The organism is Paracoccus sp. S3-43 (assembly GCF_029027965.1).
Classification (GTDB): domain Bacteria; phylum Pseudomonadota; class Alphaproteobacteria; order Rhodobacterales; family Rhodobacteraceae; genus Paracoccus.
Genome location: NZ_CP119082.1, coordinates 3,202,538 through 3,221,824 on the forward strand (window position 1 = coordinate 3,202,538; position 19,287 = coordinate 3,221,824).

At 68.5% G+C, this 19,287-nt stretch carries 22 protein-coding genes and 1 riboswitch; of the genes, 16 read left to right on the forward strand and 6 right to left on the reverse strand.

All coding sequences use genetic code 11. The annotated features are described in order from the left end of the window. Positions 1-3 precede the first annotated feature (3 nt). Genes PXD02_RS16645 through PXD02_RS16655 form a run of 3 tightly spaced genes read right to left on the reverse strand, consistent with a single transcriptional unit; the run spans position 4 to position 2,440 of the window. Positions 4-783 carry an ABC transporter ATP-binding protein gene (locus tag PXD02_RS16645; protein ID WP_275104924.1) on the reverse strand — a complete coding sequence of 260 codons (780 nt, stop codon included), beginning with the start codon at positions 781-783 and terminating at the stop codon, positions 4-6. Continuing rightward, positions 780-1,853, reverse strand: coding sequence for an acyl-CoA dehydrogenase family protein (locus tag PXD02_RS16650; RefSeq protein ID WP_275104925.1), 1,074 nt, complete (start codon positions 1,851-1,853; stop codon positions 780-782). The genes PXD02_RS16645 and PXD02_RS16650 overlap by 4 nt, the downstream gene beginning before the upstream one ends. Continuing rightward, positions 1,850-2,440, reverse strand: coding sequence for a carboxymuconolactone decarboxylase family protein (locus tag PXD02_RS16655; protein ID WP_275104926.1), 591 nt, complete (start codon positions 2,438-2,440; stop codon positions 1,850-1,852). Before PXD02_RS16655 ends, PXD02_RS16650 begins: the two co-directional genes overlap by 4 nt. A 395-nt stretch (positions 2,441-2,835) precedes the next feature. Here PXD02_RS16655 and PXD02_RS16660 point away from each other — a divergent pair, with 395 nt between their 5' ends. Genes PXD02_RS16660 through PXD02_RS16670 form a run of 3 tightly spaced genes read left to right on the forward strand, consistent with a single transcriptional unit; the run spans position 2,836 to position 5,590 of the window. Next, complete coding sequence (locus PXD02_RS16660; RefSeq protein ID WP_275104927.1) at positions 2,836-3,807, forward strand: TRAP transporter substrate-binding protein; 972 nt, start codon at positions 2,836-2,838, stop codon at positions 3,805-3,807. Between the two features lie 6 nt (positions 3,808-3,813). Continuing rightward, positions 3,814-4,308, forward strand: coding sequence for a TRAP transporter small permease (locus tag PXD02_RS16665; RefSeq protein ID WP_275104928.1), 495 nt, complete (start codon positions 3,814-3,816; stop codon positions 4,306-4,308). Then, on the forward strand, positions 4,301-5,590 hold the full coding sequence (locus PXD02_RS16670; protein ID WP_275104929.1) for a TRAP transporter large permease: 1,290 nt from the start codon (positions 4,301-4,303) through the stop codon (positions 5,588-5,590). Before PXD02_RS16665 ends, PXD02_RS16670 begins: the two co-directional genes overlap by 8 nt. 237 nt (positions 5,591-5,827) lie before the next feature. Here PXD02_RS16670 and PXD02_RS16675 read toward each other — a convergent pair whose 3' ends face one another. Next, positions 5,828-6,163, reverse strand: a complete 336-nt coding sequence (locus PXD02_RS16675) for an H-NS histone family protein (protein WP_275104930.1) — start codon at positions 6,161-6,163, stop codon at positions 5,828-5,830. Between the two features lie 346 nt (positions 6,164-6,509). Beyond that, a riboswitch (TPP riboswitch) is annotated at positions 6,510-6,616 on the forward strand. Positions 6,617-6,684: 68 nt separating this feature from the next. Here PXD02_RS16675 and thiD point away from each other — a divergent pair. The 10 genes from thiD to PXD02_RS16725 all read left to right on the forward strand — a co-directional run bounded on the left by thiD (position 6,685) and on the right by PXD02_RS16725 (position 14,319). Next, complete coding sequence (gene thiD, locus PXD02_RS16680) at positions 6,685-7,503, forward strand: bifunctional hydroxymethylpyrimidine kinase/phosphomethylpyrimidine kinase (RefSeq protein ID WP_275104931.1); 819 nt, start codon at positions 6,685-6,687, stop codon at positions 7,501-7,503. Beyond that, a complete protein-coding gene (locus PXD02_RS16685; protein WP_275104932.1) occupies positions 7,500-8,450 on the forward strand; it encodes an FAD-dependent oxidoreductase in 951 nt (316 codons plus the stop codon). The genes thiD and PXD02_RS16685 overlap by 4 nt, the downstream gene beginning before the upstream one ends. Continuing rightward, positions 8,434-8,628 (forward strand): sulfur carrier protein ThiS, encoded by a 195-nt coding sequence (gene thiS, locus PXD02_RS16690; protein ID WP_275104933.1) that lies wholly within the window; start codon positions 8,434-8,436, stop codon positions 8,626-8,628. Before PXD02_RS16685 ends, thiS begins: the two co-directional genes overlap by 17 nt. Before the next feature lie 4 nt (positions 8,629-8,632). Then, the gene (locus PXD02_RS16695) at positions 8,633-9,394 is read left to right on the forward strand and encodes a thiazole synthase (protein WP_275104934.1); all 762 of its coding nucleotides are present in this window, start codon (positions 8,633-8,635) and stop codon (positions 9,392-9,394) included. Further along, a complete protein-coding gene (locus PXD02_RS16700) occupies positions 9,391-9,987 on the forward strand; it encodes a thiamine phosphate synthase (RefSeq protein WP_275104935.1) in 597 nt (198 codons plus the stop codon). Before PXD02_RS16695 ends, PXD02_RS16700 begins: the two co-directional genes overlap by 4 nt. Further along, positions 9,984-10,928: a HesA/MoeB/ThiF family protein gene (locus PXD02_RS16705; protein WP_275104936.1), complete on the forward strand. Its 945-nt coding sequence runs from the start codon at positions 9,984-9,986 to the stop codon at positions 10,926-10,928. The genes PXD02_RS16700 and PXD02_RS16705 overlap by 4 nt, the downstream gene beginning before the upstream one ends. Then, positions 10,925-11,854: an ABC transporter substrate-binding protein gene (locus tag PXD02_RS16710; RefSeq protein WP_275104937.1), complete on the forward strand. Its 930-nt coding sequence runs from the start codon at positions 10,925-10,927 to the stop codon at positions 11,852-11,854. Before PXD02_RS16705 ends, PXD02_RS16710 begins: the two co-directional genes overlap by 4 nt. Continuing rightward, complete coding sequence (locus PXD02_RS16715; RefSeq protein WP_275104938.1) at positions 11,851-12,513, forward strand: TenA family protein; 663 nt, start codon at positions 11,851-11,853, stop codon at positions 12,511-12,513. Before PXD02_RS16710 ends, PXD02_RS16715 begins: the two co-directional genes overlap by 4 nt. Beyond that, complete coding sequence (locus PXD02_RS16720) at positions 12,510-13,247, forward strand: ABC transporter permease (protein WP_275104939.1); 738 nt, start codon at positions 12,510-12,512, stop codon at positions 13,245-13,247. Before PXD02_RS16715 ends, PXD02_RS16720 begins: the two co-directional genes overlap by 4 nt. 193 nt (positions 13,248-13,440) lie before the next feature. Continuing rightward, complete coding sequence (locus tag PXD02_RS16725; protein WP_275104940.1) at positions 13,441-14,319, forward strand: DUF2189 domain-containing protein; 879 nt, start codon at positions 13,441-13,443, stop codon at positions 14,317-14,319. Between the two features lie 25 nt (positions 14,320-14,344). On the opposite strand, the gene ubiB is transcribed toward PXD02_RS16725, so the two are convergent. Both ubiB and ubiE read right to left on the reverse strand, forming a co-directional pair. Next, positions 14,345-15,883 carry a 2-polyprenylphenol 6-hydroxylase gene (gene ubiB / locus PXD02_RS16730; protein ID WP_275104941.1) on the reverse strand — a complete coding sequence of 513 codons (1,539 nt, stop codon included), beginning with the start codon at positions 15,881-15,883 and terminating at the stop codon, positions 14,345-14,347. Next, on the reverse strand, positions 15,880-16,626 hold the full coding sequence (gene ubiE / locus PXD02_RS16735) for a bifunctional demethylmenaquinone methyltransferase/2-methoxy-6-polyprenyl-1,4-benzoquinol methylase UbiE (RefSeq protein ID WP_275106462.1): 747 nt from the start codon (positions 16,624-16,626) through the stop codon (positions 15,880-15,882). Before ubiE ends, ubiB begins: the two co-directional genes overlap by 4 nt. Positions 16,627-16,701: 75 nt before the next feature. Here ubiE and mutM point away from each other — a divergent pair, with 75 nt between their 5' ends. The 3 genes from mutM (at position 16,702) to rpsT (ending at position 18,825) form a co-directional block, all read left to right on the forward strand. Further along, positions 16,702-17,547, forward strand: a complete 846-nt coding sequence (mutM, locus tag PXD02_RS16740; RefSeq protein WP_275104942.1) for a bifunctional DNA-formamidopyrimidine glycosylase/DNA-(apurinic or apyrimidinic site) lyase — start codon at positions 16,702-16,704, stop codon at positions 17,545-17,547. 70 nt (positions 17,548-17,617) lie between these two features. Continuing rightward, a complete protein-coding gene (locus PXD02_RS16745; RefSeq protein ID WP_275104943.1) occupies positions 17,618-18,394 on the forward strand; it encodes an enoyl-CoA hydratase in 777 nt (258 codons plus the stop codon). Between the two features lie 161 nt (positions 18,395-18,555). Beyond that, positions 18,556-18,825 (forward strand): 30S ribosomal protein S20, encoded by a 270-nt coding sequence (gene rpsT / locus PXD02_RS16750; RefSeq protein WP_275104944.1) that lies wholly within the window; start codon positions 18,556-18,558, stop codon positions 18,823-18,825. Positions 18,826-19,287: the final 462 nt, after the last annotated feature.

Here is a 19,287-nt window from a genome sequence, read left to right on the forward strand (position 1 = left end):
CCTTCAATGGCGTTTTGTTGCGCGGCGCAGCGTGGCGACGATGTCGATGCGGATGCGGCCAAGCTGGGCCAGGTCATCTTCGCGAGGGCGTGGCAGATCCAGATGCCATTCGCCGATCCGGCCCGCCGGGCTGCCGCCCAGCAGGATGATGCGGTCCGATACCAGCAGCGCCTCGTCGATGTCATGGGTGACCAGCACGGCGGCAGTGCGGTAATCGGCCACGATCTTGACCAGCAGATCCTGCATCATGGCCCGCGTCACCTCGTCCAGGGCGCCGAAGGGTTCGTCCAGCAGCAGCACCTGCGGATGGCGGGCCAGGCAGCGGGCCAGGGCCGCGCGCTGCGCCATGCCGCCGGACAGGGCGGCGGGCCGCAGGTGGCGGGCATGATCCAGCCCGACTTCGGCAATGGCGCGGTCGATGCGGCCCTGGCGTTCCGCCGCCGTCAGGGAAGGCTGGCGCTTGAAGTCCAGCCCGAAGGCGACGTTGCGTTCCAGATCCAGCCAGGGCAGCAGACCGGGCTGCTGAAAGGCCATGGCCAGGCGGGGATGGACGCCTGCCAGGGGGGCGCCCTCCATCTCGATCCGGCCGGCATCGGCCGGTTGCAGCCCGGCCAGCACGCGCAACAGGCTGGACTTGCCGACTCCGCTGGGCCCCAGGACCGAGACGATCTCTCCGGGCGACAGATCCAGGTCGAAGCCTTCCAGCACCGGCGCGGCCGCGCCGGGATAGCGCAATGTCACGCCTGCGGCGCGCAGCACGGGCCCAGCCTCGGAAAGGGTCATGCGGCCTTGCCCGCGGCGTCCAGGATCGTGCGCAGCTGCACGGTGCTGGGGGTGATGATCGGCACGAAGGCCGCCTCGCGCCAGCGCCGGGCGAAACCCCGGCCCGGACCGTCCAGATAGCAGCGCCCGCCGCCTGCCTGCAATTCCAGGGCCACCGCCTCGAACACGATTTCGGACAGGGCGATGCGCAGTTCGAACAGGGCGGCGGGCCGGGCGACGAAGCCGCCCGAATCGAGACCCGCCTTCAACGACGCGACGATCTTGTCCAGCCGCGTGCCGAGCGCCGCGATGGGGGTCTCCAGAACCCCCCTCCCCGCTCCTCCGGCGCAGCCGGCCTCGGCCAGGGACCGGCGGGCAAGGCCGATGGCCATCCCGCATTGCAGGGCGATGAAGCTGGGGCGCACGCCCGGCAGCCATTCGGGGGCATCGGCGGCGATGATCCGGTCGCGGCCGATCCGAACGCCCTCGATCCGCACCGACGCGGTATCCGAGGACCGCATCCCCATCAGCGCCAGATCCGCGCTTCTGTGAACGCCGGGATCGTCATGGGCAAGCGCCACGATCATCGCAGGCCCGCCATCCGCCGGATCGGCGGCGGCGGCGACGACAAAGCCCTGCCCGCGCAGGTTGGTGACCCAGGGAAGCGCGCCGTCGACGACCAGATCCCCGCCCTCGGGGCGGACCGTCATCTGCAACGGCTCCAGGCCCGCCAAGAATTTCATGACATTCGACAGGCCCGAGGCGCCCGCGACCCGCCCCGCCAGAAGGTCGGGCAACAGGCGGTCGCGCAGGGCATGGTTCGGGGTCTGGACCAGGAATTCGACAAAGCAGCGATGGCCCCACAGCACGAAGGCCGCAGCCAGCGATTCCCGCGCCACCGCCGCGACGGCCCGGACGGCATCCATGGCGGTGCCGCCCCCACCGCCCAGGGCTTCGGGCACGCCGATCCCGGCCAACCCCGCCTGCGCCAGACGCGGCAGCAGATCGGTTGCCGGAATCTGCCCCAGATCGATCCCGTCTGCCGAGCCTGCAAGCCATTCGGCCAGATCGTCGGGCAGGGCAAAGGTCATTGCGCGGAAACCTCTGGCTGCCATTCATAGGCGGACAGTTCGGGGTTCAACTCGGGCCGGCCCAGATTGTTGGCAAAGTTGCACAGCGTCGCCAGGCTGACACCCAGGACGACCTCCAGCGCGGCCTGGTCATCAAACCCGGCCTCCTTGAAGGCGCTCAGTTCAGCATCCGGGACATTCCCGCGCGAGGCGATGACCGCCCTGGTGAATTCTGCCACCGCGCCCAGCCGGGCGTCGGGCACCGGCCCAAGGGCTCGTAAGGCGCCGATCGTCGCCTGGTCGAGATGCGCCTTCTTGTCGGCGACCGCGCTGTGGCCCGCCACGCAGAAGCCGCAGCCATGCGTCGCCGCCGCGGTGATCTGCACGGCCTCGCGTTCGGCCAGCGTCAGCGAGGCACGTCCGTTGATGGCCGATACGGTCTGATAGGTTTCCAGGGCCACCGGCGCATTGGCCAGAAGGCGCACGAGGTTGGGAAGGAAACCGTTGTTCTTCTGCGCCGCCTCCAGTCGAGGCCGTGCTTCGGCGGGTGCATCTTCAAGAGTGCGCAACGGGAGACGAGACATGGCGAGCCTTTCCTGTTCCTGCATCCAGGCGTTTGCGCCGGACCATAAGAGAGCGAGCCGCAGCATACAATGAAGCATGTCTTCTTCTTTCTTCTGTGACAGGCAGGTTTGTTTCCCCTGCACCGGTGCCGAGCAGAAGAATCTTCCGCAAAAGATCGATCACCCGCTGCCGCTCCGGGCCGCCGATCGGCGTGCGGCAGCCGCATGGGGGCGCATCAGCTGCACCACCTGCGCGCGCGTGCGGTGCATGACGGGCCAGACGATATGCGAGGGGCGTCCGCATGGCCCGCCAGAGCCCCGATGCTGCGGAAGCAGCGCGCGAAAAGGATCTTGCGTGCGGCCCCGTCGGGGGGGCTTTGGGATTGCGTCAAATCACGTTATCGCGTTAGACCGCGTCCCGACCATGGAGGAAGCTCGCAATGAAACACGTTCTGGCAGCATCGCTGCTGGGTGCCGTATTGGCCCTGCCCGCCGCCGCGGCGCAAGAGATCAAGATCGGCTATGCACTGGCCGAGGACAGCCATTACGGCGCCGGTGCCAAGGCTTTCGAGGCCTCGCTGAAGGACAGCCTGGGCGACGCGTTCACTTTCCGGCATTTCCCGTCCTCGGGCCTGGGCGGCGAGCGTGAGGTTCTGGAAGGGCTGCAACTGGGCACGGTCGAGATGACCATCGCCTCGGACGGCACGCTGACGAATTTCGTGCCCGAGGTCGGCGTGCTGGGCATTCCCTTCCTGCTGCGCGACAAGGACCACGCCCGCAAGGTGCTGGACGGCGAGATCGGCCAGGAGATGCTGGCGAAGTTCGACGATGCCGGGCTGCACGCGCTGGCCTGGGGCGAGCAGGGCTTCCGCCACATCACGTCGAACCGCGGCCCGATCGAGACCCCGGCGGACATGGCCGGGCTGAAGATCCGCACCATGGAGAATCCGGTTCACATCGAGGCCTTCCGCGCCCTTGGCGCCGCGCCCACACCCATGGCCTGGCCCGAGGTGATCGGCGCGCTGGAGCAGGGCGCCATCGACGGGCAGGAAAACCCGCTGTCGGTGATCGTCTCGGCCAAGCTGGACGAGGTTCAGAAGAACCTGACGCTGGACGGCCACGTCTATTCCTCGACCATCATCCTGGTTTCGCCCTCACTCTGGGGCGGGCTGGACGAAACCCAGCAGGCCGCCTTCCAGAAGGCCGCCAAGGACGCGGTGGCCGCCATGCGCGCCTATGTCGATGAGGTCGATGCCTCGGGGGTGGCCGCGATGCAGGAACAGGGCATGGCGGTGAACGAGCTGTCGGCCGAGCAGAAGGCGGCGTTCCGCGAGGCCCTGGCCGAGCCCTACAAATCCTATGAGGCCCAGTTCGGCAAGGATCTGATGGACCGCATCCAGGCGGTCGAATAAGCGGTCATGCAAAGGATCGAACGCGCCTTTGTCGCCGTCAACGGCGCCGTGCTGGTGCTGGCATTGATGGCGATGGCCCTGATCCTGGGTTGGAACGTCGCCGGTCGCTATCTGACCGGCAACTCTCTGACCTGGGCGGATGAGGTGGCGCGTTACGCGATGATCTGGGTGACGTTCCTCGGCGCGGGGCTGGCGCTGCGCGAAGGGGCCCATGCCGCGATCACCAATGCGCAAGAGGCCCTGCCGACGCAGGGCCAGCGCCTGTTGCGGGGCGTCATCCTGGTGCTGCTGTTCGGCTTTTTCGCCTTCATGGTCTGGGTCGGGCTGGATTACATGGGCCGGATGTCGGTGCAGAAATCCGCCGCGCTGAGGGTGCCGATGAAATGGGTCTATGCCGCGATGCCGGTGGGCTTCGCGCTGCTGATCGTGCATCTGGCGCTGATCGCGCCGCGCTATCTGCGCGCAGGGCTTGACCATTCCGACGAGGCCGCCCTTGGTTGAGATCCTGATCGCCGCCTTCCTGGTCCTGATGGTGATGGGGGTGCCCGTCGCCTTTTCGCTGGCCATGGCCGCCTTTGCCGCCGTGGCGATCAGCGGGCGCTATCCCCTGGTGGTGGTCGTCAAGGAGATGTTCACCGGCCTGGACAGCTTTCCGCTGCTGGCGGTGCCCTTCTTCATCCTGGCAGCCGAGATCATGTCCACCGGGGCGATCTCGCGGATGCTGCTGCGCTTTGCCTCGCAATTCGTCGGCCACCTGCGCGGCGGCCTGGGCTATGCCAATATCCTGACGGGGACGCTGTTTGCGGGGATTTCCGGCTCGGCCCTGGCCTCGGCCGCCGGGCCGGGCGCGATGATGGCCCGGATGATGGAGCGTTCGGGCTATTCCAAGGGCTATGCGGGGGCGCTGACCATCTCGGTCGCGGTGGTCGATCCGATCATCCCGCCCTCGATCACCATGATCATCTATGCGTTGCAGGACCGCAATGTCTCGGTCGGCTCGCTGTTCATGGCCGGGTTGCTGCCGGGATTGCTGATCTCGGGGCTGATCGCGGCGGTGAACTGGTGGATCAGCCGCAAGCGCGACTATCGCAGCCTGGAACAGCGCCCGCCGTTGCGGCAGATGCTTCTCAATACCGGCGCGGCGCTGCCGGCGCTGATGCTGATCGTGCTGATCGTCGGCGGCATCCGCGTCGGGCTGTTCACGCCGACCGAAGCCTCGGTCGTGGCGGTGTTCTATGCCATCGTCGTCTCGGCGGTGGTTTATCGCGGCTTCAGCTGGACCGATCTTTGGGGGGCCTTCCTGCGCTCGGCGATCATGTCGGTCGCGGTGCTGATGATCCTGGCCGCAGCCCGCGCCTTTGCCTGGGTGCTGATCATCGAGGGCGTGCCGCAGGCCATGGCCGACGCGGTGATCGCCATGAACCTGTCGCCCATCGCCTTTCTGCTGATGGTGAACCTGCTGTTGCTGGTCTTCGGCATGTTCATGGACCCGCTGCCGGGGGTGATGATCCTGGTGCCGATCCTGGCGCCCATCGCCCACGGCCTGGGGATCGCGGCGGATCATTTCGCGATCATCGTCATCGTCAACCTGACCTTTGGCCTGATGACGCCGCCGGTCGGCAGCCTGATCTTTGTCGTCGCCTCGGCCACGAAGCAGCGGCCCTCGGCGCTGATCCGCGAATTGCCGCCGTTCTTCATCGCGGCGATGGTGGCGCTGCTGATCCTGACCTTCGTGCCGGCGCTGTCGACCTGGCTGCCGCGGATCAGCGGCTTTGCCCGATAGCGGCGCAGGACCGGATCGGGGGTTGTCCGCAGCGATACCCCCTGAAGAGTCTCCGTCCTGCCATGTCTTCGCTGTGTTGGATCCGGGACGCGCGCGGCTTGTGAACAGCGGGCGGCCAGACATGACATGCCCCGCGCCATTCCTTTGACGGCCAGAGGCCTTTGGCCGGGCATTCAAGACCGGAATAGGCGCTCTGTCGTCCAGGACATCGAGAGCGCCTTTCGGCCAGATCGCGAATCAGATCGCGAAATCGTCCAGGGACTTTCCGGCATCCAGGGCTTCGGCGATCCAGTTGGGCTTTCGGCCGCGCCCGGTCCAGGTCAGATCGGGGTTTTCCGGATGGCGGTATTTCGGTTCGGCCTTGCTTCCCTTGGCGGGCTGAGCGGCCACCATCTCTTCAAGCGAGGCAAAACCGGCGGCCTTGGCAATTTCGGTCGCCCTGGCAATGGCCTCTTTTCGGCTGCGGGTTTCGTAACCCCTGATGGCCGCCGCGGATTTGCGGTTGATCTCTTTCAATTGCTCAAGCGTCAGCGCATCGTAGTCAATATCCATAGGCAGGCCTTTCTGCGTCATTTTACCGCTTCGATACGACACGCTGCTGTTTATGGAAAGTCTTTATGGAAAGGCCAGATCTCTGGTTTCCAGAGGCGCGGGGAATTGGCTGACTGGAAGAGCCCTTTTCCGATCGACGGCAGCAGGGCGGGTTTCGGCCAGACCGTTCTTCCCTGTTATCCCGCAAAAAGACAGCCTCTTCGAAAGAAACGCTGGCGGCTCTGCGCAACACGATTGCGGCTCATGCGGCCGACCCTGCTTCCGAAACCGTCGGGTTGGCCCCCTTCAACGCGCCTTACCAGCCTTGCGAGTTGTTCCGCACGAAGCCTCTGGACGTCCGGCGCGGGGGCGGCTAGTCTGTCCCTGACACTATCCGTTGGGGCGTCCCGTCGCGGGGCTGAGAGGTGCAATGCGCGCCGACCCATCGAACCTGATCCGGGTCATGCCGGCGGAGGGAACGGATAGGCGGACGCCCGGCGCCTTGCCGTATCCCGTCTGCCGCCGCCCTCCCCTCACGGCCCGACATGCCGAAGGAGAGGCCGATGACACCGACCGTCTTGACCATCGCGGGATCCGACAGCGGCGGGGGCGCGGGAATCCAGGCCGATCTGAAGACGGTCTCGGCGCTCGGCTGCTATGGCGCCAGCGCGATCACGGCGGTGACCGCGCAGAACACGCGCGGCGTCGCGGCCGTCCATCTGGTCCCGCCGGATCTGATCCGGGCGCAGATCGACGCGGTGCTGGACGACATCCAGGTTCATGCCATCAAGATCGGCATGGTCGGATCGGCGGCCGGGATCGCGGCGGTGGCCGCGTCGCTGCGGGACTGCCCGATTCCCATCGTGCTGGATCCGGTGATGGTCGCCAAGTCGGGCGACGTGCTGATGCCGGACGAGGCGATCGGCGCGCTGATCCGCGACCTGCTGCCGCCGGCCGGGGTGCTGACGCCGAACCTGCCCGAGGCCGCGCGGCTTCTGGGCGCCGATCCGGCCCGCGACGATGCCGGTGCCGTGGCCCAGGCCGCCAGACTGCGCGCGCTTGGGCCGCGCCATGTGCTGATGAAGGGCGGCCATGCGGCGGGCGCGGATTGCACCGACCTTCTGGCCGGGCCCGAGGGCGTGGCGCGCTTTACCTCGCCCCGCATCGGCACGCGGAACACGCATGGCACGGGATGCTCCCTCTCCTCGGCCATCGCGGCGGGGCTGGCGCAGGGGCTGACGGTCGCCGAGGCGGCGGGCCGCGCGCATGACTGGCTGCACCGCGCGATCCTGGCCGCCGACGGCTTGGCGGTGGGCGGCGGCAACGGGCCGGTGCATCATTTCCACGCGCTCTGGCCCCGCCGGGCCGAGGCGGCGGCATGAGCGTGACCGTCATCGGCGGCGGCGTGATGGGCCTCTGCATCGCCACGGAACTGACCGCGCGCGGCATCCCGGCCGCGATCCTGGACAACAAGGCGCCCGGCCCGCAGGCCTGTTCCTGGTGGGCGGGCGGGATGCTGGCCCCCTGGTGCGAGGGCGAAAGCGCCGAACCGGCGGTGGTGCGCCACGGGCTGGGCGCCGCCGACTGGTGGCAGGGCCAGGGCGTGCCGGTCACGCGGAACGGCACGCTGGTCGTCAGCCCGGCGCGCGATGCGGGCGCGCTGGCGCGCTTTGCCCGGCGCAGCCAGGGCCACCGGACGCTGGACCCCCAGGGCATCGCCGCGTTGGAACCCGACCTCGGCACCCGCTTCAGCCGCGCGCTGTTCTTCGAGTCAGAGGCGCATCTGGCCCCGCGCCAGGCCCTGGCGATCCTGTCGGAACGCCTGGGGCGCAGCGACACGGCGACCGGCACCGTCATCGACTGCCGCGGCCTGTCGGCACGCGACGCCTTGCACGACCTGCGCGGCGTGCGGGGCGAGATGGTGGTGATCCGCTGCCCCGAGATCCGGCTTTCCCGCCCCGTCCGGCTGCTGCATCCCCGGATGCCGCTTTACGTCGTGCCCCGCGGCGACGGGGTGTTCATGCTGGGCGCGACCATGGTGGAAAGCGACCGGCGCGGCCCGCCCACCGCGCGGGCGGTGCTGGAACTGCTGTCGGCGGCCTTCGCCCTGCACCCCGCCTTGGCCGAGGCCGAGGTGCTGGAACTGGGCGCCGACGCGCGCCCGGCCTTCCCCGACAACCTGCCTCGCATCCGCCGCGTAGGGGGCGTTATCCACGCCAACGGCCTTTACCGCCACGGCTTCCTGCTGGCCCCGGCGGTCGCCCGCATGGTGGCCGACCACCTTCAACACCAGACCAGACCGGAGTTCATGGATGCGGATCACGATTAACGGCACCCCGCGCGATGTCGCGGCAACCACCCTGGCGGGCGCCCTGGCCGAGGCGGACCTGACCGGCCGCATCGCCACCGCGCTGAACGGCGATTTCATTCCTGCCGCCCTGCGCGAGACCACGCCCCTGCGCGACGGCGACGCCATCGAGGCCCTGGCGCCCATGCAGGGGGGCTAGGGCGATGCCGGTCTTCTATGGCACCGACGTCGACAGCCCGCTGATGCTGGGCACGGCGGGCTATCCCTCGCCCAAGATCCTGGCCGATGCCTTTGCCCGATCGGGCGCGGGCATCGCCACCCTGTCCTTGCGGCGCGAGGCCGGGGGCGGTCAGGATTTCTGGGCGCTGATCCGGTCGCTGGGCGTCCGGCTGCTGCCCAATACCGCGGGCTGCCACGGCGCGCGCGAGGCCGTCACCACCGCGCAGATGGCCCGAGAGGTCTTTGCCACCGACTGGATCAAGCTGGAGGTGATCGGCCATGCCGACACGTTGCAACCCGATGTCTTCGAGCTGGTCGAGGCCGCGCGGATCCTGGCCTCGGAGGGTTTCAAGGTGTTCCCCTATTGCACCGAGGATCTGACGGTCTGCGACCGGCTGCTGGCGGCGGGCTGCGAGGTGCTGATGCCCTGGGGCGCGCCCATCGGGTCGGGGCTGGGGCTGAACAACCCGCACGGGCTGCGGGCGCTGCGCGCGGCCTTTCCCGATGTGCCGCTGGTCGTCGATGCCGGGATCGGCCTGCCCAGCCACGCGGCGGCGGCGATGGAGATGGGCTATGACGCGATCCTGCTGAACAGCGCCGTCGCCCGCGCGGGCGATCCCGCCGCGATGGCTGCCGCCATGGCCGAGGCGATCCGCGCCGGGCGCGCCGGCTGGCTGGCCGACCCGATGGAGCGGACCGACATGGCCGTCCCCTCGACCCCGGTGATCGGGCGGGCCTTCCTGTGAGCCTGCCGCGCTTCTATCCGATCTTCGACAGCGCCGACTGGATCGCCCGCGCCCTGCCCCTGGGCGTGCGGCTGGTGCAGTTGCGCATCAAGGACCGCCCCGAGGACGCCCTGCGCGCCGAGATCGCCCGCGCCCGCGATCTGTGCCGCCAGCATGGCGCGATCCTGGTCGTCAACGATCACTGGCGCCTGGCGATCGACCTGGGCTGCGATTTCCTGCATCTGGGGCAAGAGGATCTGGACGGGGCCGACCTGCCCGCCATCCGCGCGGCGGGGCTGCGGCTGGGCGTCTCGACCCATGACGATGCGGAACTGGACCGCGCCCTGGCCTGCAAGCCCGATTATGTGGCGCTCGGCCCGGTCTGGCCGACGATCCTGAAGCAGATGAAATGGCATCGGCAGGGGGTCGGGAAGCTGACCGAGTGGAAGGCGCGGATCGGCGGCGTTCCGTTATGCGCCATTGGCGGGCTGACGCCGGAGCGGGCGCGGCTGGCCTTCGCGGCGGGCGCCGATCTGGCCGCCGCCGTGACCGACATCACCCTGAACCCCGATCCCGAGGCACGGATCCGCGAATGGCTGGAGGCCGCCGGATGAGGTATGCGCGCCAGACCGTCCTGCCCCTGATCGGCGATGCGGGCCAGGCCCGGCTGGCCGCCGCGCATGTGCTGGTGGTCGGCGCGGGCGCCCTGGGGATCCCGGTGCTGCAATATCTGACCGGCGCGGGTGTCGGCCGCATCACCCTGATCGACCCCGACCGGATCGAGACCTCGAACCTGCACCGCCAGCCGATCTATGGCCGCCATGTCGGCGGACCCAAGGCCGTGGCGGCGACCCTGGAAATGGCCGTGCTGAACCCGGACACCACCGTCGTTCCGCTGGTCGCGCGACTGGATCCGGCCAATGCGCCCGACCTGGTGGCGGCGGCCGATCTGGTGCTGGATTGCGCCGACAGCTTTGCCGCGACCTATGCGCTGTCGGACGCCTGCCTGGCGGCCGGACGCCCGCTGATCGCGGCCTCTGTTCTGCGGATCGAGGGCTTCGCGGGGGGCTTCTGCGGCGGCGCGCCCTCGGTCCGGGCGGTGTTTCCCGACCTGCCCTTGCAGGCGGGCAATTGTGCGACGGCGGGCGTGATGGGGCCGATGGCGGGCCTGATCGGCGCGTTGCAGGCGCAGATGGCGATGTCGGTCCTGCTGGGGCTGACCCCATCGCCGCTGGGCCAGATGATCCGCTTCGACGGGCTGCGCCCGGCCAGCTTCCGCTTCGACGGCGCGCCGGAACCCAGGCTCGGCCACCGCTTCATCGCCGCCAGCCAGATCCGCCCCGACGATCTGGCCGTCGAGTTGCGCGGCCCGGACGAGGCCCCCCTGCCCTTCGTGCCCCAGGCCCTGCGCCAGCCCGACAGGCTGCGCCCGGCCGAGGGCCAGCGCGTCGTCTTTGCCTGCCGGTCCGGCCTGCGCGCCTGGGCCGCCGCCGACCGCCTGCGCCAGCATTGGCCGGGCGACATCGCCCTCATCGCCCTTGGAGACCCCGCATGAGATCCCTTGCCCTGCCCCTTGCCCTGCTGGCCGCCGGCCCCGCCGCCGCCCAGGATCTGTCGCTGATGCTCGACTGGTTCGTGAACCCCGACCACGCCCCGATCATCGTCGCGCAGGAACTGGGCTTCTTTGCCGATGCCGGGTTGACGGTGGAGATCACCGCGCCCGCCGATCCCTCGGATCCGCCTCGAATGCTGGCCTCGGGTCAGGTGGATCTGGCGGTCGGATACCAACCGCAACTGCATCTTCAGGTCCACGAGGGTCTGCCCCTGACCCGTGTCGCCACCCTTGTCGCCACGCCGCTGAACTGCCTGACGGTGATGGCCGACGGGCCGGTGCAGTCGGTCGCGGATCTGAAGGGCCGCAAGGTCGGCTATTCCGTGCCGGGGATGGAGACGGCGCTGATGGGCGCGATGCTGGACCGTGCGGGCCTGACGCTGGACGACGTGGACCTGGTCAATGTCGGCTGGTCGCTGTCACCCGCGCTGATGACCGGCCAGGTGGACGCCACCCTGGGCGGGTTCCGCAATTTCGAGATGACGCAGATGCGGCTGGAAGGCGCCGAAGGCCGCTGCCTGTTCGTCGAGGAACAGGGCATCCCCGCCTATGACGAACTGATCCTGCTGGCCAATCCCGGCATGATGGATCCCGACGCCACCCAACGCTTCGTGGCCGCGATGGAACGGGGCGCGCATTACATCCTGAACCATCCCGAGCAGGCCTGGCAGGTGTTCCGCGACGCCCATCCCGATCTGGACGACGAATTGAACCGCGCGGCCTGGGCCGCCACCCTGCCGCGCTTTTCCCAAAGCCCCGGCGCGGTCGATCACGGCCGCTATGCCCGGTTCGAGGCGTTCCTGCGCGACGCGGGCCTGATCGACGGGGTGCTGCCCGTCAGCGCCCTTGCGACGGATCCGGGCGCATGAGCTATGGCCTCTGCTTTTCCCGCTGGCGGGCGGGCGCGCCGGACTGGGACGCCTATGTCCGCGCGCCCTTCGTCAGGGCCCTGGCCGATGGCAGCCTGCCGCGCGGGGCCTTCCTGACCTATCTGGCGCAGGATTACCTGTTCCTGATCCATTTCGCCCGCGCCTGGTCTCTGGCGGTCACGAAGGCCGGTTCCCTGGCCGAGATGCGTGCCTGTTCCGCCACCGTCCACGCCCTGCTGGAAACCGAGACCCGGCTGCATGTCGCGCTGTGCGGCCGCGCCGGGATCACCGAGGATGCCCTGGCCGCCGCCATCGAGGCGCCGCAGAACCTGGCCTATACCCGCTATGTGCTGGAGGCGGGCTACAGCGGCGATTTCCTGGACCTGCTTGCGTCTCTGGCCCCCTGCGTCCTCGGCTATGGAGAGATCGGCGCGCGGCTTCTGGCCGAACCCCATGCCCCCGATTACGCGGAATGGATCGCCACATATGGCGGGGCCGACTATCAGGCGCTGTGTCATGGCACCGCCGCCCTGATCGACGGCGCGGTAAAGTGCCGCCTGGGGCCGGATGCGCCTTCGCTGCCCCGCTGGGCGCGGTTGCAGGACCACTTCTCGACCGCGACCCGGCTGGAAGCGCAGTTCTGGACAGTGGCGGGGTGATCCGTTTCGCCTTGGGCGCCCTGCTGGCCTGGCAGCTGGCGGTCTGGGCCTTGCAGATCCCGCGCTTCCTGCTGCCCGGCCCGCTGGCCGTGGGTCGCGCCATGCTGGACGCCCCCGACCTGCTGGCCCGCGCCGCGCTGACGACCCTGGCCGAGATCGCGGCGGGCTTTGTCATCGGCGCGGGGCTGGGGATCGTGCTGGCGCTGCTGACGGGGCTGCTGCCCGGCCTGCGCCGGACGCTGACGCCCGTGATGACCTTCAGCCAGACGGTCCCGATCTTCGCCTTCGCGCCGCTGCTGACGCTGTGGCTGGGCTATGGCATCGCGCCCAAGATCGCGATCGTCGCGCTGATGGTGTTCTTTCCCGTCGCCTCGGCCTTTGGCGACGGGCTGGCACGCACCCCCAGGGTCTTTCGCGAACTGGCCGAGAGCATGGGCGCGACGCCGCTGGAGGCTTTGCGGATCGTGCGCATTCCCGCCGCTTTGCCGGATCTGGCAAGCGGGCTGCGAATTGCCGCCGTCTACGCCCCGGCGGCGGCCATCGTCGGCGAATGGGTCGGCGGGTCGCGAGGGCTTGGTGCGGTGATGATCCAGTCCAGCGGGCGCATGAAGATCGACCAGATGTTCGCGGCCCTTGCCACGACGATCCTGATCGCGGTCCTGTTCAAGGCCGCCGTGTCCCGCCTGGCCCTGCGGCTGGAGCGTCATGCGGCCGGATCGGATCAAGCCCGATGAACCCGGAAGACCGATGGAACGCCGCCGGAGCGGTTCGAGATGGCGCGCCCTGCAATCATGGCGTGCGGGAATCGTCCGGATCTGCTAGAGTGGCGGTTCGAGGACGGATTGGCCCAAGCACAGGGCGGATGCCGAGCTCTCCGGCGGATGCTGCGGATGGGCCGACCCTTTGCATGGGGAGGATAAAGCCATCATGTCCGACCGAACGATTGGAAACCCGCTGAGCTGGAGCGCGCAAAGGCTGGCCGGGATGGGCCGGGGCCTTGGCCAGGCCATCGACGGGATCGGCAGCCACCAGATCGCCCGGCCGCGCGTCAATAGGATCGACTTTGCCGATATCCGCGCGGCCCTGCGGGAAGGCGCATCCGATTTCGCAGCGCTGCGTTCCGACGTGATCTTCCTGGTGGTGCTCTACCCGGTGATCGGCTTCATCCTGGCGGTCTGGGTGCTGAACGCCGGGCAGGTTCACCTGCTTTTCCCGCTCGCCGCAGGCTTTCCGCTGGTCGGCCCGGTCGCGGCCCTGGGCCTCTATGAGATGAGCCGCCGCCGCGAGGCGGGCCTTCCCGCCGACTGGGGCGCGGCACTCTCGGCCCTCAGCGGACGGGTGCTGGGGCCGGTGCTGATGCTTGGCCTGCTGCTGCTGGTCGTCTTCGTGCTGTGGCTGAATGCCGCCCATGCCATCTGGGGCGCAACGCTGGGACCGCAGACCTATGACAGCCTTCTGGCCCTGCTGCGGGATTGCCTGACCACCGAACCGGGACGAGAGATGCTGGTCCTGGGGACCGCCACGGGCTTTCTGTTCGCGGCTTTGGTCCTCTGCATCGGCATGGTCTCCTTCCCGATGCTGATCGACCGCCCCGTGGGCGTCCCGCTGGCCCTTGTGACCTCGCTGGCCGTGGCCCGGACAAATCCCGGCGCCACCGCTGCCTGGGGGCTTGTCGTAGCCGGTTTGCTGGTGCTGGGGATGATCCCGCTCTTTGCCGGGCTGATCGTGGTGCTGCCGATCCTGGGCCATGCGACCTGGCACCTCTATCGCCGCGCCGTGACCTTCCCGGACCCCGCCGCCGATTGAGGACCGTCCCCGAGCGCAGGCGACCCTAGACCAGCACCATCCCGATCGCCGCCCCGGCCCCCAATGCCAGCGCCACCGCCAGCCAGACCGGCGCGCCGCTTCGGATCACGACCGGCTGGATCCGGCGCGCATCCTCGGGGTGGGCGCGTTCCCACAGGGCCTGTTCCACAATGCGCGGCAGCAGCGGGCCATAGCGCCCCACCGTGTGAGCCACGCGCGCCATGTCGCCCGCAAGCGCCCTGGGGCCGATGTTCGAACGGATATAGTCCGACACCACCGGCTTCGCCGCGTCCCAGATGTTCAGCTGCGGATCGACCGACCGGGCGACGCCTTCCACCACGACCATGGTGCGTTGCAGCAGGATCAGTTGCGTCTGTGTCTGCATCCCGAAGCGTTCCGTCACCTCGAACAGATAGGCCAGCAGGTTCGCCATGGAAATCCGGCTGGCATTGGCGCCGAAGATCGGCTCGCCCACGGCGCGCAGGGCGCGGGCGAACTGCGCCTCGTCGCGGTCGCGGGGGACGTAGCCGGCCTCGAAATGCACGCGGGCGACGCGGCGGTAATCCCGCTGGATGAAGCCATACAGGATCTCGGCATAGATGCGGCGGGTGTATTCGTCGATCTCGCCCATGATGCCGAAATCATAGGCGATCACATCGCCATTCGCCGCGACCTTCAGGTTGCCGTGATGCATGTCGGCATGAAAGAACCCGTCGCGCAGGGCATGTTGCAGAAACAGCTGGATCACCCGTGTGGCGATGCGGCTGACATCATGGCCCGCCGCCAGCAGCCCGGCGCGGTCGCCCATCGGCAGGCCCTCGGCCCAGTCCGAGGTCAGGACGCGGCGCGAGGACAGATCCCAATGCGGATGGGGAATGGCAAAACCCGGATCGCCCTTGGTGTTTTCGGCGAATTCGGACGCGTTCGCCGCCTCCAGCCGCATGTCCTGTTCGGCGGTGACGGTGGCTTCGAAATGGGCCACCACGTCGCGCGGGCGCAGGCGGCGGCTGCCGGGCGACAGGAACTCGATGATTCCGGCCGCGAAATGAAAGGCGTCGATGTCGCGGCGGAAGGCGCCCGCGATGCCGGGGCGCAGCACCTTGACCGCGACCTCGCGCCCCGTCTCGCGCACGCGGGCGCGGTGGACCTGGGCGATCGAGGCCGCCGCCACGGGTTCGGAAAACTCTGAAAACAGCAGATCGACCGGCTGGCGCAGATCGGTCTGGATGATCTCTTTCGCCTGATCCGTCGGAAAGGGCGGCAGGCGGTCCTGCAACATCCGCAGCTGGTCGGCCATCTGCACGCCGACCACATCGGCGCGGGTCGACAGGATCTGGCCGAACTTGATATAGGCCGGGCCAAGCGCGGTGATCGCCCGCGTGATCGGCGGCAGCGCCGGGTCGCCCCTGTAGCCCAGCCAGCGGAACGGCCAGCCGAGGATCCGGGCGGCGGCGCGCAGCCGGGGCGGCGCCTCCACCGCGTCCAGGACCGCGCCCATCGCGCCGGTGCGTTCGAAGGTGGCGCCGGTGCGGATCAGGCGCAGAAGGTTGTGCGGTCCCCTCAAAGCTTCCAGCCCGAATGCAGGGCGGCGATGCCCATCGACAGGTTGCGATATTGCACGCGGTCGAACCCGGCGGCGCGGATCAGGCCGGCAAAGGCGTCCTGGTCGGGGAACCTGCGGATCGATTCGACCAGATACTGATAGCTGTCGCGATCCCCCGTCACCGCCTGGCCCATCGCCGGAATGACGTTGAAGCTGTAGCGGTCATAGGCCCATTGCATCGCCGGCACCGGGATCTGGCTGAATTCCAGCACCATCAGCCGCCCGCCGGGGCGCAACACGCGAAACGCCTCGGCCAGGGCGTCGGGGATGCGGGTGACGTTGCGGATGCCGAAGCTGATCGTATAGCGGTCGAAGCTGTTCTCGGCAAAGGGCAGCGCCATCGCATCGCCCGTGACCCAGGCCAGCCGGTCGGACTTTTCGACGGCATCGGCGCGCTTGCGCCCCTCGACCAGCATCTGTTCGGTCATGTCGCAGACGGTGACGCGGGCGCCCGGCGCGCGGTCCAGGAAACGGAAGGCGATGTCGCCCGTGCCGCCCGCCACGTCCAGCAGGTGCTGGCCGTCGCGCGGCGCCAGCCAGTCCATCATCGCATTCTTCCAGACGCGGTGGATGCCAGCGCTCATCAGGTCGTTCATCAGGTCGTAACGGGACGCGACGCTGGAAAAGACCCCGTGGACCATCCCGGCCTTGGCATCCTCGTCCACGGTCTGGAAACCGAAATGGGTCTGCTTCTTGTCGCTCATCCGCTTGCCGATCCGCTGTTTCATCGCCAGATAGACCCGACGCGCCTGCGGCACAATGGATCGAAAGGACCGGGATTGCCAGAACTGCCCGAAGTCGAAACCGTCCGCCGCGGCCTGTTGCCGCATCTGGAAGGCCAACGCATCGCGCGGGCCGAGGTTCGCCGCCCCGACCTGCGCTGGCCGCTGCCCGTCGATCTGGTGCAGGTGCTGACCGGCGCCACGGTCACGGCGCTGCGGCGGCGGTCGAAATACCTGCTGGCCGATCTGGACCGGGGCGGCACGCTGCTGATGCATCTGGGCATGTCGGGGCGGATGCTGGTGGAGGGGGGCAGCCTTGGCGATTTCCACCGCGATCCGGCGATCCTGCCGCGCCACGATCATGTGGTGCTGGTGACGGATGCCGGGGCCACGATCACCTTCAACGACGCCCGCCGCTTCGGCATGGTGGACCTGATCCGCGAAGGGGTGTCGCATCCGCTGCTGGACCACCTGGGGCCGGAACCCTTCGACGACGCCTTCTCGCCCGCCTCTCTCGCGGCGGCCTTCGCGGGCCGCAAGGTGCCGGTGAAACAGGCGCTGCTGGACCAGCGGATCGTCGCGGGGCTGGGCAATATCTATGTGTCCGAGGCGCTGCACCGCGCGGGCATCGACCCGCGCCGGGCGGCGGGGCGCATCGGGGCCGCGCGCATCGCCGCATTGGTCGGCCATATCCGCGAGGTGCTGACCGATGCCATCGCGGCGGGCGGATCCAGTCTGCGCGATCACCGCCAGGCCAGCGGGGAACTGGGCTATTTCCAGCACAGCTTCCGCGTCTATGACCGCGAGGGCGCGCCCTGCCCCACCCCCGGCTGCGCGGGCACCATCCGCCGCATCGTGCAGGGCGGGCGATCCAGTTTCTTCTGTCCGATGTGCCAGCGATAGCCCGCCTTGGCTTTCCGCCCGCGCTTTTGATAGGGTCCGCCACGAACCCTTTGCAACCGGGACGTAGCCCATGGCCTATGACACCATCATCGTCGAGATCGAGGGCAGCGTCGCCCTGATCCGGCTGAACCGCCCCGAGGCGCTGAACGCGCTGAACACCGCGCTGATCACCGAACTGGGCCAGGCCCTGGCGGATGCCGACCGCAACGACAAGATCCGCTGCGTCGTTCTGACCGGCAGCGAAAAGGCCTTCGCCGCCGGGGCCGACATCAAGGAGATGTCCACCAAGACCTTCGTGGACGCCTATGACGAGGATCTGTTCGGCGCCCGCATCGACGCCATCACCCGCATCCGCAAGCCGATCATCGCCGCCGTTTCCGGCTATGCCCTGGGCGGGGGCTGCGAACTGGCGATGATCTGCGACTTCATCATCGCCGCCGACACCGCGAAATTCGGCCAGCCGGAAATCAACCTGGGCGTCATCGCGGGCATCGGCGGCACCCAGCGGCTGACGCGATTCGTGGGCAAGTCCAAGGCCATGGACATGCACCTGACCGGCCGCTTCATGGACGCGGCCGAGGCGGAACGGTCGGGCCTCGTCAGCCGCGTGGTCCCCGCCGCCAAGCTGATCCCCGAGGCGATGGCCGCCGCCCGCAAGATCGCGGAAAAATCGCAGATCTCGGTCAAGGCCGCGAAAGAGGCCGTCAACCGCGCCTACGAGACGACCATGACCGAAGGCATCCTGTTCGAACGCCGCAATTTCCAGGCGCTGTTTTCCACCGAGGACCAGAAGGAAGGCATGGCCGCCTTCCTGGAAAAGCGCGAGCCGCAATTCCGCGACCGCTGATTTTCGGGCTTTCCTTTGCGGGCCATTTGCCCTATAGGCCCCGGCTTACATGCGCGTGGGCCCGCTTAGGCAAGAATCATGACCGCTTTCCCCGGAAGGCGGCGTCTTGGGTCTTTTGCGCAATCGAAACGCTGAAGACCTGAACAGGAAGAACAAGACCCATGGCCAACTCGCCCCAGTCCAAGAAACGCGCCCGCCAGATCGAGCGTCGCACCGACGTGAACAAGGCCCGCCGTTCGCGCATCCGCACCTTCATCCGCAAGGTCGAAGAGGCCATCGCCTCGGGCAATGCCGACGAGGCCAAGGCGGCCCTGCAAGCGGCCCAGCCGGAACTGATGCGCGGCGTGACCAAGGGCGTCGTCCACAAGAATACCGCGTCGCGGAAAATCTCGCGCCTGGCATCGCGCGTGAAGGCCCTGTCGGCGGCCTGATCCCCCGCGCCTTGCGCGGCGCTGATTGCCTTGAAATCGCGGCCCCGCGGGGCCAGGAAACCCGGTCGGGTGCGGTTGCGAAACCGCGCCCGATTTCCGTTTCTGCGCCTGCGAATGTTGCAAAAATGCCGACATATCAAGGCGTTCAGGATTCTTTCCTTTCGAGTCAAGGGGCTCGCAGATTCGATTTGGCAAAGCCCCTGTCAAGCACATAGTTCGGTTGCAGCGGGCCGCGCGCCATTGCTAACCTCATGAGGCGATTCACGTCGCTGTGTTGGGGACGGGCCGGTTTCCCGCGGATCCGAAAGGGTCGCGGGCATCGGTCGGGCCAGAAGGCTTCAGGCGCCTTCACGGCCCTCGGGTTGTTCTTGCAGACGGCTGCCACCGGCTGCGCGGAACCCCGTGTCTTGGATTGGACATCGGGCGAAAGCCTCAGTCATGCGGCCCGTCCGGGGCCGCAGG

What these genes read in the sequence shown, in the direction of transcription:
- PXD02_RS16675 (WP_275104930.1), bottom strand. Translation starts at nt 6,163, where the DNA reads ATGACGCAGAAAGGCCTGCCTATGGATATTGACTACGATGCGCTGACG.
- thiD (WP_275104931.1), top strand. Translation starts at nt 6,685, where the DNA reads ATGACACCGACCGTCTTGACCATCGCGGGATCCGACAGCGGCGGGGGC.
- PXD02_RS16665 (WP_275104928.1), top strand. Translation starts at nt 3,814, where the DNA reads ATGCAAAGGATCGAACGCGCCTTTGTCGCCGTCAACGGCGCCGTGCTG.
- thiS (WP_275104933.1), top strand. Translation starts at nt 8,434, where the DNA reads ATGCGGATCACGATTAACGGCACCCCGCGCGATGTCGCGGCAACCACC.
- PXD02_RS16660 (WP_275104927.1), top strand. Translation starts at nt 2,836, where the DNA reads ATGAAACACGTTCTGGCAGCATCGCTGCTGGGTGCCGTATTGGCCCTG.
- rpsT (WP_275104944.1), top strand. Translation starts at nt 18,556, where the DNA reads ATGGCCAACTCGCCCCAGTCCAAGAAACGCGCCCGCCAGATCGAGCGT.
- PXD02_RS16710 (WP_275104937.1), top strand. Translation starts at nt 10,925, where the DNA reads ATGAGATCCCTTGCCCTGCCCCTTGCCCTGCTGGCCGCCGGCCCCGCC.
- ubiE (WP_275106462.1), bottom strand. Translation starts at nt 16,626, where the DNA reads ATGAGCGACAAGAAGCAGACCCATTTCGGTTTCCAGACCGTGGACGAG.
- PXD02_RS16725 (WP_275104940.1), top strand. Translation starts at nt 13,441, where the DNA reads ATGTCCGACCGAACGATTGGAAACCCGCTGAGCTGGAGCGCGCAAAGG.
- PXD02_RS16705 (WP_275104936.1), top strand. Translation starts at nt 9,984, where the DNA reads ATGAGGTATGCGCGCCAGACCGTCCTGCCCCTGATCGGCGATGCGGGC.
- PXD02_RS16695 (WP_275104934.1), top strand. Translation starts at nt 8,633, where the DNA reads ATGCCGGTCTTCTATGGCACCGACGTCGACAGCCCGCTGATGCTGGGC.
- PXD02_RS16745 (WP_275104943.1), top strand. Translation starts at nt 17,618, where the DNA reads ATGGCCTATGACACCATCATCGTCGAGATCGAGGGCAGCGTCGCCCTG.
- PXD02_RS16655 (WP_275104926.1), bottom strand. Translation starts at nt 2,440, where the DNA reads ATGCAGGAACAGGAAAGGCTCGCCATGTCTCGTCTCCCGTTGCGCACT.
- PXD02_RS16685 (WP_275104932.1), top strand. Translation starts at nt 7,500, where the DNA reads ATGAGCGTGACCGTCATCGGCGGCGGCGTGATGGGCCTCTGCATCGCC.
- PXD02_RS16715 (WP_275104938.1), top strand. Translation starts at nt 11,851, where the DNA reads ATGAGCTATGGCCTCTGCTTTTCCCGCTGGCGGGCGGGCGCGCCGGAC.
- PXD02_RS16650 (WP_275104925.1), bottom strand. Translation starts at nt 1,853, where the DNA reads ATGACCTTTGCCCTGCCCGACGATCTGGCCGAATGGCTTGCAGGCTCG.
- PXD02_RS16645 (WP_275104924.1), bottom strand. Translation starts at nt 783, where the DNA reads ATGACCCTTTCCGAGGCTGGGCCCGTGCTGCGCGCCGCAGGCGTGACA.